This window comes from Gilliamella sp. LMG 34361 (assembly GCF_984569075.1).
The window spans coordinates 2,192,438-2,209,019 of sequence record NZ_OZ474903.1; the positions used below are offsets into that span (position 1 = coordinate 2,192,438).

Here is a 16,582-nt window from a genome sequence, read left to right on the forward strand (position 1 = left end):
AGCCTATGTTCAATGATTTAAATTGATTCTAGTCGAAATAGCTAAAAACTGGCATAATATCAGCAATTATCGTAAAAATAAGACAACTATTGTGCTAAACGCTAAATTATGTGAACGTTTTCGTGGATTTTATCCAGTCGTAATTGATATTGAAACTTCGGGCTTCGATCCCCACCAAAATGCAATTTTAGAAATTGCCGCCATCACTTTAAAAATGGATGAAGATGGTTTTTTATCACCGGATCAAACCTTACAATTTAACGTCAATCCTTTTGAAGACGCCATTTTAGAACCAACCGCTTTAGCCTTTAACGGCATCGATCCTAATAACCCATTACGTGACGCCGTTGATGAAAAAGTTGCATTAGAAACAATATTTAAAGTGGTAAGAACTGGTATTAAAGAAAATGAATGTAACCGCGCGGTGATTGTTGCGCATAATGCCCATTTTGATCACCGTTTTTTAATGGCAGCATCAGAGCGAGCAGGGATTAAACGTAACCCTTTTCACCCTTTTGCCACTTTTGATACCGCCTCACTTTGTGGATTAGTATTTGGTCAAACCGTTCTTGCCAAAGCCTGTGAAGCAGCGCAAATTCCCTTCGATCACAAACAAGCTCATAGCGCTTTATATGACACCGAAAAAACCGCAATTCTGTTTTGTGAAATCGTGAATCGTTATAAACGGTTAGGAGGTTGGCCATTAGCGGTTGGTAAGTCGGAAAATGAAAAATAGTAAAATTCTACATCAAGAAATAAAAAAGAGAGTTTTAATGCTCTCTATTTTACATGATTAATTATGATTTATGCTTTTCAGCTGTCTCTTTGATTAACGTTTGTAATTCACCAGTTTGGAACATCTCTAGCATAATATCACAACCACCAATCAACTCCCCTTCAACCCAAAGTTGTGGAAAAGTTGGCCAATTAGCAAATTTTGGCAATTCAGTTCGAATATCTGGATTTTGTAAAATATCAACATACGCAAACGGCACACCACATTGCGATAACACCTGCACCGCTTGAGCAGAAAAACCACAACTTGGCAATTTTGGTGACCCTTTCATATACAATAGAATCGGATTTTCGGCAATTTGCCGTTTAATCTTATCAAGCGTTGTCAATTCAGTTGTCATTAAGTTGTTTCCTTAGTATGCGATAAAAAATAATGGCGGGTATTTTAACGTACAATAGTTACAAATTATATAGATTTCAACTTTTACTCTAATAGATAATTTAAATGAATTTTCTACTTAGGATTATTTTTTAGTGATAATAACTCAAAATCCCCATTTCTCGATTTTTTGAAGTTTGAAAAGTTTTTTTAAAATTTCAGAAATTTGATTGGTGTAATACGATTTTCTTCCCTTTATAATTGAAACTATTTTTACAATATCCTATCTTAATGAAAAAATCGCTTTTTCATTAATTAAAATCATCTATATAGATGTAATAAAAATTAATTAAACATGGACAATAATGGATTAACGAGGTAAAAAAATCACGAATAAACTATATGGCTTAACTGATATAACTGATTTTAAATTAAAAGGTAGTGCCAGTAAGGTTTGATTAGTCATGGAATGGAAAATAAAATTACTAATACTATTCATTGAGCTAAAGGATTTGTAAATTATTTAAAATTACTTTTGAATTCTAAAGAGAAAAATTATAAGGATATAATTCATGCATTGAAATCAGCTTCAAATTATATTCAAGAGATTTATAATGCAGCTAAAGATTCTTAAAAAAAACAAATAACAAGCTTTGAGTTAAATAAATCATTTTTTTGAAAAATTAATCAGGCAGAAAGACAACTATTGCAATTTAGGCAATTTTATAGGATAAAAATAAAAAAGTGAATTAATTATCAATAGGTTAATGAATTAAAATGATTTAATGTGATAATTAATTAGCGCATAAATTTAAGATGAGTATTAACTATTCTATTCAATTTGACTGCGTGAGGAATTTAAATTAAGGGATAATTATTTATAGATCAATGTATTAATAAAATGATTAAATATAAATATCGTGAAAAAACCGCATAACGCGATCAAAATATGATCATTTGATTTTTATCAAGTTGACAATTTTAAAGGGTACCATGCAATGCTAAGCATCAACAGGAGATTGATAGGACCAACCCTCAGCTTTCGATGAGGACTTAAGGGAGAAACAAGATGATTAGGATCTTGATTCTCTTAGCTCTAATAATGTTGAGTTTTTCCGCTTATTAGAACTAATCAAAGGCGGCGATGCAATCCCCCCAGACACCCTTAATGATAACAGCATTGTTGCTAAAGATCAAAGTGAATAATATGGCGTTAACTAGAACTGAAATTAATGAGCGTAGTAACGAAAAACGTGGTATAAAAAATAAATCATTTAAATTAAATATAGATGATATAGCAATGATTAAACAAAGTGCTATAGATTTAAATATGTCAGAAGCAAGGCTTGTAGTAGAAGTCATCAGCTTTTTCAAAGCTTCCAAATCAAAGTAAATACCACGCTAAACGCGCGCATACGCACGAGGGAAGAGCCTTATAATTAAATTATAAACTATGGATAGGCTACACTAATTCGTACAACTTTTTTAAGGGATAAGATAAACTACCCAAAAAAAAGGAAAATACGATAAAAATAAAACGACGAGAAAGACAAACCTATACAGATGATTTTAAACTGGTAAAGCTATATCAACAAGGTAAAAACCCGCAGTGAATTTGTTTTACAGTATGAGTTAACGCCATCAGCATTAGATAGATGGATAACACAATACTCCACAACGGGTTCATTCAAAACTAAAGATAATCGAAGTACTGAAGATAATGAGTTACTCGCCCTGCGCAAAGAGAATAAACGGTTATTGATGGAAAACGATATCCTAAAGCAAGCCGCACTGATAATGGGACGAAAATCGCAGTGATACAATCAAATCGACATCGCCATTCAGGTTGTGTCGATGTTTAGGTATATCAAGGCATTACTTTTATTATCAGTGCAAAACGCGCCTTGAGAAAAAAGTTTTAAAATATGCACAAGAAATTCAATCTATTTTTAATCTTAGCTATCAATCTTATGGTACGCGAAGGATACGAAAAGCGTTGTCAAATCAAGGTATAATCGTATCGCGTTGTTATGTGGCTAAAGTCATGAAAGCATTATCATTGAAATCAAAATATACCGTTAAACGTTATAAAAACCATTCTAAAGATGTTAATTCAGTTGCGATTGTCAATGTATTATAGCGAAATTTTACCGTGGGTGTAAAAGCGAGTGTTATTGTCGCTGATTTGACTTATATAAAAGTGGGGCAAAAATGGAATTATCTGTGTGTATTACTCGAACTCTCAGCACGAAAGATAGCCGGATTGGACAACACAAAACAACCGAGCTTGTTATGCAAGCATTAAGCCAAATTAAAGCACCATTATCCTCTATCGCGCTATTTCATTCAGACCGAAAAAAAGAGTTTGATAATCAATTATTCGATAGTTGTTTTGAGGTATTTGGTATCACTCGTTCATTGAGCCATAAAGGATGTCCTTACGATAATGCTGTTGCTGAAGCGACATTTAAGACAATTAAAACTGAATTTGTCAAAAATGAGATATTCACCAATACTAATGAACTACGACAACGTTTTTCTGCTTATGCATATTGGTACAACAACAATCGGCTGCATTCATCATTAGGTTATTTGACGCCGATGGCATTTAATAAACAGTTACCCCTTAATTTTGTTGTATGAAAAAGTGTAGACATTCCACATCCCCGCATCTTTCGCGCCAAATCGTCATCTTTTTCGGCAAAGGATATCTCACAGAAATAATCTGGGCTTGGCGATCGTGCGGCCACTCCAGTTGGTTGTTCGCCGACCAGGATGGACACCATGTCGGCATTAATACCTAGTTGTAGAACGTGACCAGATAATACTGTCCATAAATATAAATATAACGATATCGATTCGATGTACTCGTTTTGTTCAACATTGAAATAATTAGATAAAAACGTTTTGATGCGTGGCGTACCGTCCTATTTTAGACATGATAACCATCCGGTGGCTAAATCAAAAGGTTGTTCTTGGGCGACGAGTAACACGATGTCGCGTATCATCTCACGACCTATTGGCTTAAAGCACCCTTCTTCTAAACCAATACGTAGCCTAGAATAATCGGCATCGGTGAATGTTTGCCACTGATCACTATTAACTGGGGTATACATTATTTCATCGCGGAACTGATCAAACTGAATGCTTATTTGGCAAATATCAGGGCTTTGTACAGCGAGATAAACATTATTAATAGTAGCACCTCTATTTTTCCATTTTTATCGCGTTGAAATGCTGATAAAGGCTTTTGTCATCGGAGATTGGCACGATATCAAAATCTTGTGCGCTATAGCCGATGGCATTTAGAAAATCACCATCATCTTTATTAGCGTAGTGTGCATGTAGACATCTAAAATGGCCGAGATCAAACCCACCCGTCTCTTGGCGCAGTTAACATTATCTCAATAATATAAAATATTAATAAAAACCTTGCCAATAAAACTAATATTTCTGATTATCAATGAGATTTATTTTGGTTGCTTTGATCATTAGATATTTGTGATTGCTAGATATCAATACGATTTATAAGAATTTTAAATGCTTTGGTTTCGATATTGCAAATTATCTGACCTTGATGACCTTAAACTAAAATCAATTTTCAGTTTAATCTACATAGTCAGTAGACTTCCATTAATTCAGGTTTCCTGCGCACACCATTATCGGGTGCTAATGTTCCATTACAAGCACCCAACTGATATGTATACGGTCTTAATTTACTATTAAAAAAACAGCTGTTTTATATAAATCAATAAACTTAAATAATGATGAATAATCCAACTCTTACTCTCAAAAAATAAACTATTTAAAATTCGTTATGTTAGAATTATTAGATAGAGTTTTAACAATATTGTTTCAATATAGAAGATATTATGCAAATTTTACCCGCATACGATTTTATATATTGTAAGTAACATCAATCAACTGAATTAATGAAGAATTTTAATAAATGTCTGTTCAAATAAATAAGTACTATCCAGAAATCGACGGGTTGAGAGCTATAGCTGTTTTATTTGTATTAATTTTTCACCTCAATCCTGAAGGTATTTTTAGAGGGGGATATATTGGAGTTGATATATTTTTTGTTATATCTGGTTATTTAATTACTGGAATTATTTATAAAGATATCAATACTCAGCAGTTCAAATTCACCGATTTTATGCATCGTCGAATAGCTAGGTTATATCCTGCTTTATTATTCACTATTTTTTTTGTAATTGTCGGTGGATTCTTCATATATACTACAGATTATTATTTAACAACCTTAAAAACAGTTAAGTACGTTTTATTCTCTATCTCAAATATCTTCTTCATGCGTTCTAAAGGATATTGGGATGCTTCATCGAATGAAAACCCACTATTGCATACTTGGTCGCTAGGCGTTGAACAGCAGTTTTACATATGTTTTCCATTAATTATATATATTCTTAACAAAGCATTTAAAAGCAAATCAATAGTTATAGTAGCTACAATAATTCTTTCAATAATCTCATTTTTTTGTGCTAATTATTTATCTTTAAAAACACCATCATCTAATTTTTATTTCACTTTTTCAAGATTATTTGAATTAGGTCTTGGAGGAATATTTGCGATCAAAAAAAACAACCTAAAGAAGATAAAAAATATTAACAAAGAAATCCTATTTGTATTGGGGTTTTCTATATTATGTTTGTGCGCAATATTTTATAAAAATAAAATAAATTACCATCCGGGTTTAACTACATTACCTGTAATTTTGGGTTCTGTAATGTGCATCTTATACGGTGATGCTAAATTTGCCGGTTTAATCCTACGTCAAAAAATTGTTGTGTATATTGGCACTATATCCTATTCAATTTATCTAATTCATTGGCCTCTAATTGTATTTTATAAATATTTGTCACAAAAAAATTATCTAACCTATATAGAACAAATCATCATATTAGCAACCACAATTCTTTTTGCCATATTTATGTATAGATTTATTGAAGACAAATATCGCAAAATATCTATTTCAATCCTAAAAGCAAGTGGTAAAGCATTTGCAACAATATTTATTTTACTAATAATAACTAATTTTACAATGATACGAACAGAAGGTTTTCCCAAGAGACTAATTGCTATGCCTGAAGATGTTGTTAAGAAATCTAACTATGCGGGCTTTATACCAGAATATTCAAAATGGAATAATGAAATAAAATTATTGGGAGATAAAAATCAATTACCAATTGCCATATTCACTGGTGATAGTTTTTTAGGACAATATATTGAACAAATAGATTCATATTTCAAAAATAAAAATAAATCAGTTCTTATAATTGGTGAATATAATTGTTTGATGATTGATAATATAAATAAATCTAAAAGCCCTACATGTATTGCTGCAACAAATAAACTCTATAATAAATTAACATTAAATTTACCTGTTATACGTATATCAAATTGGTCATCTTACAAAGAACATTCTATGAATAATCGGTTTTATGATAATCAATTCAATGTAAAAAAAGTAGAATTTGATGAAATATGGAATGAAGTATTAAACCAGCAGAAAATTAATGGTAATAAAATGTTAATTGTTCTATCTCATCCTTTAATAGATTATACAGTACGTAAAAACGGTAATGGCCTATTATATTATCTGATCAATAACAACAATGAATTTATAAAAATAAAATATAAAAGCGATGATTTTAGAGTTGAAACTCATAATCAAATAATTAATCTAATTAATATCAACACTAATTTTTCATATTTAGAAATATATGATGTATTTTGTGATAAAGAATTTTGTTATAACGCCCCTAAAGAAAAACAAGATAAGTATTTTTATTCATTTAATGATCACTTATCGACATCTGGAGCAGAAAAAGTATGGGATAATATAGGTGATAAAATCTATCAATTTATTTTAGATAATTCAGGCCCAATTAATTAGGTTTCAAAATTAATGTTGATAAACCTCATCGTATTAATTATAACATGGAAACTGACCCCAGCAGGAATCGAACCTGCAACTAGCCCTTAGGAGGGGCTCGTTATATCCATTTAACTATGAGGTCATCAACACCATTTATTCTAATAAATTTATCAAGACATTACCATTTAAATAATGAAAAATTTTCTATTTTGAGCAAACATGATACAATTTAAGTATTCGATAATTATGATTTATAACATTATGAAAAAAAGAATAATAGGTATGATGTTTTCGGTTTTAGCACTGACAAGTTGCGCGACCTATCAGCCTGAAACCAATAGCTATAGTGACCCACTATCGGGTTTTAATAACGCCATGTTTAATGTTAACTACTATGCACTTGATCCATATATATTGCGCCCTGCTGCTGTGGTTTGGAAGGATTATGTACCAACACCAATACGGAAAGGAGTCGTTAATTTCTCATCTAACCTTTCTGAACCAGCATCAATGGTCAATAGCGCTCTGCAAGGCGAAGGACGAGAATCAAGTAAGCATTTAGCTAGATTCTTTATTAATACTGTTTTTGGTGTTTGTGGTATCTTTGATGTTGCTGGTATGGCAGATCCTCAGTTACAAAAAGGTGCTAAACATGGTTTTGGACAAACATTAGGTCATTATGACGTACCTTATGGTCCTTATGTTGTGTTACCTTTCTATGGTTCTGCTACTCTTCGTCAAGAAGGTGGTGATCTTGTTGATTCCTTGTATCCACCACTTGTTTGGTTAGATTGGGAATGGGCGTTAGTGCGAGGTGCTGTTGATGGTGTTGAAGCGCGCGCGATGGCTATTGAGTACGAAGATTTACTTAAAAACAGTGATGACCCTTATAATTTCATGCGTAATGCTTACTTCCAACGTAATGACTTTAATGCGTCTGGCGGTAAAGTTGATGAGCAAAAAGAGAAACAACGTCAAGAAAGCATTAATGGTATTATTGGCGATATCGACGCCCAATAATTTTTACCAAGCATTTATAGAGAAACACTGAGAGAAAAACGCCGAATCGTTCGGCGTTTTTAATTCTCTTGCATTTCCGGCAAATGTTGCCAAAATCGTCTTGGCATATTTTGTCGTTGTAATTTTGGATTGATTCTTTCTTTAATCGTTAACGCATTACAATAACGATACCACATCGTTTGAAAAAGTTTTTCATCGTCAGTCAGATAATCTTGGTTAATTTTGTTATTGACAATCAGATTATCACTATCGTTTAACGAGATTTGCTCTATTTTTTCTAAATTATAAAAATAACCATACTGGCGTTTTTCATCATAAATTGCCCATTTTTGGTCAGCATAACGATCTTTAAAAAATCGTGTGGTTAACGGTAAAGCATTATAAATAGGCTCTATAACCGCAAAATAGATTTTTTCATCAATATCGCTTGCTGGATTTTGAATAGTATTAAATCGTACAAATTGTTGAATATGGTGTTTTTCTTTGTTCACTTTTTTAGCGATATCATGAACCGTAAGCACATCTGGATCGCCAAAATCGGTTTCAATTGAACAGTTTGCTTTAAAAACTTTGCAAATATAACGAAAAATGATTAAGTCACTTTCAGGCAATTGAGATAACCATGTAAACAAAAGTTGATTGAGAGCTATGGGGGATAACTTTTTCTGTAGCGCCGTGTATACCCTTTCATATTTACTGTTACGATATTCCACTTGGTGAGATTGCGAAACCAAAAGCGGCACTAATTCATCATCGCTCAACAAACATTCAGGCATTTTTTTTAATTTAAACGCATCAAAAACCGCGCATAATAACCCTTCAAAAGTTTTGTCATAATGAAACGCTATCATAACTTACCACCCCATCACTAGCTGTTGTGGAATAGGCTCCTTCTTAACTTCAAGCATTGGCGGATCTTGTAAGCTAAGACGAATATATTCAGCGGATGAATCAAGTAATTTATAGGTTCTCATCTCATGACATACAATAAAAAATTGCGCGCGTTTTAGTACCACACCAATTCGTTTTAATGCTTCGATATTGAGCTTTCGATGTCGTCTTGCCATCACAATTAATTTTGCTGATTTAACACCAATACCGGGGACTCGCAGAATCTTTTGATAACTTGCGCGATTAATATCGACCGGAAAAAACTGAGGATTACGAATCGCCCAAGATAATTTAGGGTCAACAGTTAAATCAAGATCGGGGTGTTCATCATTAACAATTTCATCGACGCTAAAATCATAAAAACGTAACAACCAATCAGCTTGATATAAACGATTTTCACGCACTCTTGGTACTTCTTGCAATACGGGTAATCGTTTATCATAGCTATTTACTGGAATAAATCCTGAGTAGTAAACCCGTTTCATACTTGGGCGCTTATAGAGCTTAGCAGTAAGTTGTAATATTTGATTATCCGTTTCATCCGTCGCGCCAATAATTACCTGCGTGCTTTGTCCTGCTGGCACAAATTTGGGGGTTGATTTGATCTTTTTACGATCTTCAATATTTTCCAGCAAATTTTGTTGAATATGGCGCATGGGTTGATAGATGGTTTGATGATCTTTATCTGGCGCAAGTAGTTTCAAATTGCGCTCCGTTGGGATCTCAAGATTGACACTCATTCGATCTACTAGTAATCCTGCTTCACGGATTAACTCATTACTTGCACCAGGGATCGCTTTCATATGGATATAACCATTGAAGTGATATTCTTTACGTAGAATTTTAACCACTCGAATCATTTTTTCCATAGTATAATCAGCACTACGCACAATCCCTGAGCTTAAAAAAAGCCCTTCAATATAATTACGACGATAAAACTCAATTGTTAAATCAGCTAACTCTTTTGGAGTAAATCCAGCTCGAGCAATATCATTGCTTTGGCGATTAATACAGTAAGCACAATCAAACATACAGTAATTGGTCAACATGATTTTTAATAACGAGACACATCGTCCATCGGCAGTAAAGGAATGACAGATACCACAGCGTGAAGCACTACCAATGCCTTTATTTTTATTACTGCGAGAAGTACCGCTGGATGCACACGAAATATCGTATTTTGCAGACTCCGCAAGTATCTCAAGCTTTGATATTATTTTGTCTTGAATCATAATTATCACCAATAACTGTATATATTTACAGTATTATAGCGATTTTATGTGTCTTCGCAAGTAAATAATCAGATCACAAATAACAAAAAGTTGCTAATAAAACTGCATTTATACCTAATTTATCAAGCTTGCATTAATAAAATGTAAAAATAATGAAAGTTATTGGTTATTTATTTCATTAACCTCATCTTAATTAAAAATCAAAAAATAAAATCAATTATAGGGTATTGTTCAGCTTACAAGTGTACGCTATAATCAGACCAATTTTTCATACGAAGCCAGTTAACTTAGGAGTAGAGCATTAGATGAAACGTGTAGTAATTACGGGATTAGGTATTCTTTCAAGTATCGGGAATAATACCAAAGAGGTTTTAGAATCGTTGAGAGTGGGCCGAAGCGGTATTACTTTCTCCCAAGAAATGAAAGATAGCGGAATGCGTAGTCATGTTTGCGGTAATGTTAAATTAGATACTACTGGACTTATCGATCGCAAAGTTGTCCGTTTTATGAATGATGCTTCTATTTATGGTTATCTTGCTCTACAACAAGCAATCGAAGATGCAAAATTAACCCCAGAACAAGTATCTAATCCTAGAACCGGTCTTATCGCTGGTTATGGTGGTTCAACCAAAACCCAATACAATGTCGTTGCTGGAATGAAAGAGAAAGGTTTACGCGGTGTTGGTCCATACGCGGTAACTAAATCAATGTCATCAGCAATATCAGCCTGTTTAGCAACACCATTTAAAATTAAAGGTGTTAGCTACTCAATGACGTCTGCTTGTGCAACATCGGTACACTGTATTGGTCATGCTGCGGAACTTATCCAACTTGGTAAACAAGACGTTGTTTTTGCCGGTGGTGGTGAAGAACTATGTTGGGAAATGTCATGCGAATTTGACGCAATGGGTGCATTATCAACCAAATACAACGATACACCAGAAAAAGCGTCACGTGCTTATGATAAAAACCGTGACGGTTTCGTTATTGCTGGCGGTGCTGGAATGGTGGTTGTTGAAGAACTTGAACACGCCCTTGCTCGTGGCGCACATATTTATGGTGAGCTAGTTGGTTATGGCGCAACATCTGACGGTTATGACATGGTTGCACCATCAGGAGAAGGGGCTATGCGTTGTATGCAGCTTGCTATTCAAGATCTGGATGGACCAGTTGATTATATCAATACCCACGGTACTTCGACGCCAGTTGGTGACGTTAAAGAATTATGGGCTATTAAACAAGTATTTGGTGATAACATCCCGGCTATATCTTCAACTAAATCAATGACAGGTCATTCATTAAGTGCCACTGGTGCACAAGAGTTGATTTATTCACTACTTATGCTTGAACACGGCTTTATTACACCAAGTATCAATATTGACGAACTTGCAGATGAAGCAGTAGGAATGAACATTATCACCGAACCAACCGAGCGTGAATTAACGACAGTCATGTCAAATAGCTTCGGTTTTGGTGGTACCAATGCTTCAATTGTAATGAAAAAATATAAAGCATAAAGCCTGTTTGTATGTAAATCTAATTCATAAACCGCACTCGCCATTGGTGAGTGCGGTTTTTATGGCAGATTGTTTTAATCAATCAAATGGTAAATGAAGCTGGTTATAATACTTTACTTAAAAACATTTGGGTTCTTTCATTTTGTGGTTGAGTGAGGATTTGCTCAGGCGAACCTTGTTCTTGAATAATACCCTGATCGATAAAAATAACCCGAGTCGACATTTCTCTGGCAAACCCCATTTCATGGGTTACCACCACCATCGTCATTCCCTCTTGAGCAAGTGATTTCATTACCGCTAATACCTCACCAACTAGTTCAGGATCAAGCGCCGAAGTTGGTTCGTCAACAAGCATTATCAATTGTGAAAAAAATACTCAAAATTAGTTTGGTATTTTTCTATCATTTCTCATCATTATCCATGGTTTAAATATTCGTTTTTGAAAACGATTAACATGGCGAAGCTTATCATTGTCTACAGTATTATCCACCTCTCCTACAAATAACTTAATAGTTTAAATACTTTTTTAGACCATAGTAATTTACTGGGATTTTTTGTAAAAATAATTGAGGAGTCTATACCATCTAACTAAAATCAAACTAACTGTTTACTGTTTTTTATATTGAGAATATATCAATAAAACCATATTTATACAAAAATCATGCTTATTGCCATTAGAAATATCATCTCCATTTCTGCCCAAAATAATCTAATAGCTCAAAAATTCATTGAGATCATTGTGATTTAGATTTACTGAGATATTGTAAAAATAATTGAGGAGTCTATACCATCTAACTAAAATCATGCTTATTGCCATTAGAAATATCATCTCCATTTCTGCCCAAAATAATCTAATAGCTCAAAAATTCATTGAGATCATTGTGATTTAGATTTACCGAGGTATTGTAAAAATAATTGAGGAGTCTATACCATCTAACTAAAATCATGCTTATTGCCATTAGAAATATCATCTCCATTTTTGCCCAAAATAATCTAATAGCTCAAAAATTCATTGAGATCATTGTGATTTAGATTTACTGAGGTATTGTAAAAATAATTGAGGAGTCTATACCATCTCGTTAATTATAAGGGGGATATTTTTACGCTTTTTAATTATTTATCATTCAATTATATTAAATTAACCTTACTTAAAGACGCAAAAAAATACTCAAACTAGGTTTGAATATTTTCGGTTACCGCCCATCATTTTCGATATGTTAGATATTCATCTTTTTGATAAAAAAGGTCAATATAGCTGAGCTAATTAACGCTATTACCATAAATAAAAAGGCATGATTATAACCACCATTGGCATTATCAATAAGAAATCCGATGATAAACGGTGATAATACGCCAGCGACTTGTCCACCAAAATTAACAATGCTTGAGGCTTTGCCCATAATTTCCGGTGGGATCATGTGCATTAACATACCCCAGAAAATAGCGAATGCGATAAACATAAATAGTGCCGATACACATTGGAAGACAATAGCTGCTTGAAGATTTTCGACTTGAAACATAAAAAAGAGGAATATTCCAGAGATGAAAGCCGTTAAGCCATAAACATATTTTAATTTTTGCGCGAATTTATCAGCAAAATAACCGCCGACTAACGTGCCTAATGCGCCGAATAAAAAAGGGATAGCGGCTAAGATACCAGTTTTGGATAGTGATAATCCTCTGGCCTCAAGTAAGTAACTTGGTAACCAAGTAGTAAAACCCCAAAATGTAATGTCGAATAAAAACCAAATTAGCGATAATTTCCATAGTATTGGCATTTTTAATACATTTATTAATGAAGCCGAACTATTTGTGACAGTTTCATCGGTATTATCGTTGTTAATTCTTGTAGTTCATTTGCATCAATCAGCCTATTTTCCATTGGATTGTTGCGAATGAATTTGTAGATAAAAAAGCCTAATATAAAACCGGGAATACTTATAATGATGAAGACATCACGCCAACCTAACCATTCAATAATAGCAACCGCCACAATTACGGGTATTGCTGGCCCTAAGGTATTAACTGATGATTGAATTGCCGTCGCTCGCCCACGTTCCTTAGCGGGAAAATAAGTAGCAATGGTTTTCCAAGATGAAGCGGGAAAACAGCCTTCACCTGCACCGAACATAAATCGAGTTAACAACATTAAAGGCAATACATAGATAAGACCAGTAAAGAGAGTAAATATTGGCCACCAAATAATGGCAAAAGCCATCACTTTACGCGGACCAAATTTATCCGATAGATAGCCACCGGGAATTTGAAACAGTGCATAACCAATAAAGAAGGCACTGATAATAGAACCTTGCACTGTCTTATCAATACCAAGGTCGTGACCAATAAAAGGCAATGATACATTCATGACCATGCGATCAAGAAAAGAAAGTAACCAACCTGACCATAATAGTAATAATATGCTATACCGCCCTTTCCATTTTTTTGCTTATACCCAGAGGTAGGAATTTTAGTATTTAACTCATTCATATGATTTCCTTAAATAGTCTCATCCCAATTAATTTGAAAAAAGTTAACCTTTTTCGCTATATTTTTTAACTACACTTTTTAACTGTGATATTCTTTTAATAATTTGCTTCGAATTGAGTTAACAAATTACTATTTATCGTTGTAAGTCAAATGCTCAAAAATCCAATGGGTATAATTCCGTTCACTTTAGTAAACTTTTATTATTATTATATTTACTATTTGTTATAAACGTTCCAAGCCGCTTGTAACCCAGCACCTTGTGTAGTTTTAAAACCAACACGATTTAATACAGCTTCAAAAGCGGTTAATGTTTGCATAACACAAGATTTTCTAGCATTATAGCCCATAGTTCCGATGCGCCATACATTGCCTTTAAGCGGACCAAATGAAGCACCGATTTCAATACCAAAATCATTTAGCATTAAATTACGAACTTCTAGATCGTTGATATGTTCCGGGCGAACAACACCAACAACGTTATTCATTTTGTGATTTAGATCACCAAACAATTTAAGTCCCATGGCTTGTAAACCCGCAACCATCGCCGCACCATTAATACGGTGACGTTCAATGACATTATCAAGACCTTCTTGCAACACAATTCGCGCACATTCGCGTGCAGCGTATAGCATTGAAGTCGCTTCGGTATGATGGTTAATACGTTCTGAACTCCAGTAACGGATAATCATATCGATATCAAAGTAGTTAGAGTAGATCATCTCATCTCGACCACCTTCATCATTATCCGCTCGAATACCTAGTTCAACACATTTACGTGCTTGGATGATTTCGACCATTTTTGGACTTAGCGTAAGTGGGGCAACTCCGGGAGGTCCACTCAAACATTTTTGTAAGCTAACTGATACCCCATCAAGTTGCCATTTATCAACTTCTAGTGGATTACCTACAATTGATGCAGTTGCATCCACATAAGACAATACCCCATAACGGCGACAAATTTCACCAATTTTATCTAATGGTTGTAATAATGTGGTTGAGGTATCACCTTGCACACAAAGTAAGAGTTTTGGTTTAACTTTTTTAATAGCATCTTCGATCATATTAGGATCAAACACTTCGCCCCATGGCACTTCAATAGTATGCACATCAGCACGACAACGGTGGGCAATTTCACAAAGTAATAGACCAAATCGACCAAATACTGGCACTAACACTTTATCGCCCGGTTTAATTGTGGACACAAGAACCGCTTCAATACCAGCTCTTGCGGTGCCATCAATAACAAACGTTTGTTCATTTTTGGTTCTGAAGATATCCCGATAAAGGGACATAGTTTGATTCATATAATCAGTCATAACTGGGTCAAACTGACCAATTAAAGGTGCCGCCATCGCTCGAGTCACACGTGGATCAGCATTGATTGGACCCGGTCCCATTAATAGTCGCGTAGGCGGATTAATTTGGTCATATTTATCTAGATCTAACATTATTTTTTCCTTTGTTAATATCGAGTTAATTAGTTGATGATGACACTGATTCATCTTTTTTTATCTATATTTTTTAAAAAACTGTTGGCAATGGGATGATGAAATTTAAATAGATTCACAATTTCATTCATCACTTTGCCCATATGTGATTTTTTCCAAGCTAATGACAGTGGTGATGGTTTACGTTCATTGACCACTTTACAGGCTATCAATTCACCTGACTCTAAATACGATTGGCAAATTGATTTTGGTAAAAAACCAATACCTAATCCTCTTAAATGGCATACTAACTTGGTGCTAATATTTGGCACAATAATCTCGGATTGACTTGGTAGTAACCACGCTACTCGCTTATTCATATGAACAGAAGTATCCTCAACATTAATTGCTGGGTACTTGCGTAAGCTATCATTAGATAACGCCCCATCAATTTGCGTAATGGGATGATGTTTAGCCGCCACAAACACCCAACTTAGTTCACCGAGTGGTAAGATATTAATCATGGTATCAAGCGATTCGGTACCCGTTGCGCCAATCGCTAAATGACATTCACCATGCAATAATGAATCCCACACCCCCATATAAACTTGTCGATTGATATTGAAAGTTGTAAAAGGGAATTTTTCTTTTAAAAATGTTAATAACTCGGTTACCGCTTCAACATCATATAATAGATTATTAATGGTAATGTTAATTTTACGCTCAACACCATCTCGAATTTGTTGCAATTCATCGGGCATAGTTGATAACCAAAGTAACCATTGGCTACATTGTTCATAAAGATGTTGTCCTGCTAGCGTTAGTGTCACGGTTCGTGTGGTACGCTCAAAAAGCTGAGTATTGAGATCCGCTTCCAATGATTTAATACGATAACTAATGGCCGCTGGTGTTTTGTAAAGTAGCTTAGCCGCTTTTGAAAAGCTATTGCTCTCAACTACTTTTATAAAGGTTCGCATAGTTTCGGTATCTAACAT

General features: G+C 34.1%; 15 protein-coding genes, 1 tRNA gene and 1 pseudogene. 7 read left to right on the plus strand and 10 right to left on the minus strand.

Annotated features, from left to right (window positions below; translation table 11 throughout):
* Positions 1 to 58 precede the first annotated feature (58 nt).
* Positions 59 to 736, plus strand: coding sequence for a ribonuclease T (rnt, locus tag AC5LXI_RS10375; protein ID WP_493444291.1), 678 nt, complete (start codon positions 59 to 61; stop codon positions 734 to 736).
* Positions 737 to 797: 61 nt separating this feature from the next.
* On the opposite strand, the gene AC5LXI_RS10380 is transcribed toward rnt, so the two are convergent.
* Positions 798 to 1,124 carry a Grx4 family monothiol glutaredoxin gene (locus tag AC5LXI_RS10380; RefSeq protein ID WP_493444292.1) on the minus strand — a complete coding sequence of 109 codons (327 nt, stop codon included), beginning with the start codon at positions 1,122 to 1,124 and terminating at the stop codon, positions 798 to 800.
* A gap of 1,197 nt (positions 1,125 to 2,321) precedes the next feature.
* Between AC5LXI_RS10380 and AC5LXI_RS10385 the strand changes: the two genes are divergently transcribed.
* From AC5LXI_RS10385 to AC5LXI_RS10395, 3 genes are all read left to right on the plus strand, one after another.
* A complete protein-coding gene (locus AC5LXI_RS10385) occupies positions 2,322 to 2,507 on the plus strand; it encodes a ribbon-helix-helix protein, CopG family (RefSeq protein WP_493442251.1) in 186 nt (61 codons plus the stop codon).
* A 453-nt stretch (positions 2,508 to 2,960) separates the two neighbouring features.
* Positions 2,961 to 3,254 (plus strand): IS3 family transposase, encoded by a 294-nt coding sequence (locus AC5LXI_RS10390; RefSeq protein ID WP_493442252.1) that lies wholly within the window; start codon positions 2,961 to 2,963, stop codon positions 3,252 to 3,254.
* A gap of 71 nt (positions 3,255 to 3,325) precedes the next feature.
* Positions 3,326 to 3,757, plus strand: coding sequence for a transposase (locus AC5LXI_RS10395; RefSeq protein ID WP_493442253.1), 432 nt, complete (start codon positions 3,326 to 3,328; stop codon positions 3,755 to 3,757).
* A 284-nt stretch (positions 3,758 to 4,041) separates the two neighbouring features.
* Here the strand turns inward: AC5LXI_RS10395 and AC5LXI_RS10400 are convergent, their stop codons facing one another.
* The gene (locus AC5LXI_RS10400) at positions 4,042 to 4,230 is read right to left on the minus strand and encodes a hypothetical protein (RefSeq protein ID WP_493442254.1); all 189 of its coding nucleotides are present in this window, start codon (positions 4,228 to 4,230) and stop codon (positions 4,042 to 4,044) included.
* An 833-nt stretch (positions 4,231 to 5,063) separates the two neighbouring features.
* Between AC5LXI_RS10400 and AC5LXI_RS10405 the strand changes: the two genes are divergently transcribed.
* Positions 5,064 to 7,031, plus strand: a complete 1,968-nt coding sequence (locus AC5LXI_RS10405; protein ID WP_493442255.1) for an acyltransferase family protein — start codon at positions 5,064 to 5,066, stop codon at positions 7,029 to 7,031.
* 52 nt (positions 7,032 to 7,083) lie between these two features.
* Here the strand turns inward: AC5LXI_RS10405 and AC5LXI_RS10410 are convergent.
* A tRNA-Arg gene (locus AC5LXI_RS10410) sits at positions 7,084 to 7,155 on the minus strand.
* Between the two features lie 119 nt (positions 7,156 to 7,274).
* Between AC5LXI_RS10410 and AC5LXI_RS10415 the strand changes: the two genes are divergently transcribed.
* Positions 7,275 to 8,033 carry an MlaA family lipoprotein gene (locus AC5LXI_RS10415; protein ID WP_493442256.1) on the plus strand — a complete coding sequence of 253 codons (759 nt, stop codon included), beginning with the start codon at positions 7,275 to 7,277 and terminating at the stop codon, positions 8,031 to 8,033.
* A 59-nt stretch (positions 8,034 to 8,092) separates the two neighbouring features.
* Here AC5LXI_RS10415 and AC5LXI_RS10420 read toward each other — a convergent pair whose 3' ends face one another.
* Together AC5LXI_RS10420 and AC5LXI_RS10425 are read right to left on the minus strand one after the other, a co-directional pair.
* Positions 8,093 to 8,884 carry a TIGR03915 family putative DNA repair protein gene (locus AC5LXI_RS10420; protein ID WP_493442257.1) on the minus strand — a complete coding sequence of 264 codons (792 nt, stop codon included), beginning with the start codon at positions 8,882 to 8,884 and terminating at the stop codon, positions 8,093 to 8,095.
* Positions 8,885 to 8,887: 3 nt separating this feature from the next.
* Positions 8,888 to 10,153: a putative DNA modification/repair radical SAM protein gene (locus tag AC5LXI_RS10425; protein ID WP_493444293.1), complete on the minus strand. Its 1,266-nt coding sequence runs from the start codon at positions 10,151 to 10,153 to the stop codon at positions 8,888 to 8,890.
* 308 nt (positions 10,154 to 10,461) lie between these two features.
* On the opposite strand from AC5LXI_RS10425, the gene fabB reads away from it, so the two are divergent.
* Positions 10,462 to 11,673: a beta-ketoacyl-ACP synthase I gene (gene fabB, locus AC5LXI_RS10430; protein ID WP_086359708.1), complete on the plus strand. Its 1,212-nt coding sequence runs from the start codon at positions 10,462 to 10,464 to the stop codon at positions 11,671 to 11,673.
* A 103-nt stretch (positions 11,674 to 11,776) separates the two neighbouring features.
* Here the strand turns inward: fabB and AC5LXI_RS10435 are convergent.
* The 5 genes and pseudogenes from AC5LXI_RS10435 to allS all read right to left on the minus strand — a co-directional run.
* Positions 11,777 to 12,031, minus strand: a pseudogene (locus AC5LXI_RS10435) (polar amino acid ABC transporter ATP-binding protein); the annotation flags it as partial.
* An 859-nt stretch (positions 12,032 to 12,890) separates the two neighbouring features.
* Positions 12,891 to 13,451, minus strand: a complete 561-nt coding sequence (locus tag AC5LXI_RS10440; protein ID WP_493442258.1) for an MFS transporter — start codon at positions 13,449 to 13,451, stop codon at positions 12,891 to 12,893.
* Positions 13,452 to 13,465: 14 nt separating this feature from the next.
* Complete coding sequence (locus AC5LXI_RS10445) at positions 13,466 to 14,038, minus strand: MFS transporter (protein WP_493442259.1); 573 nt, start codon at positions 14,036 to 14,038, stop codon at positions 13,466 to 13,468.
* Positions 14,039 to 14,375: 337 nt separating this feature from the next.
* Positions 14,376 to 15,608, minus strand: coding sequence for a pyridoxal-phosphate-dependent aminotransferase family protein (locus tag AC5LXI_RS10450; protein ID WP_493442260.1), 1,233 nt, complete (start codon positions 15,606 to 15,608; stop codon positions 14,376 to 14,378).
* A gap of 50 nt (positions 15,609 to 15,658) precedes the next feature.
* Positions 15,659 to 16,582, minus strand: a complete 924-nt coding sequence (allS, locus tag AC5LXI_RS10455; RefSeq protein ID WP_493442261.1) for an HTH-type transcriptional activator AllS — start codon at positions 16,580 to 16,582, stop codon at positions 15,659 to 15,661.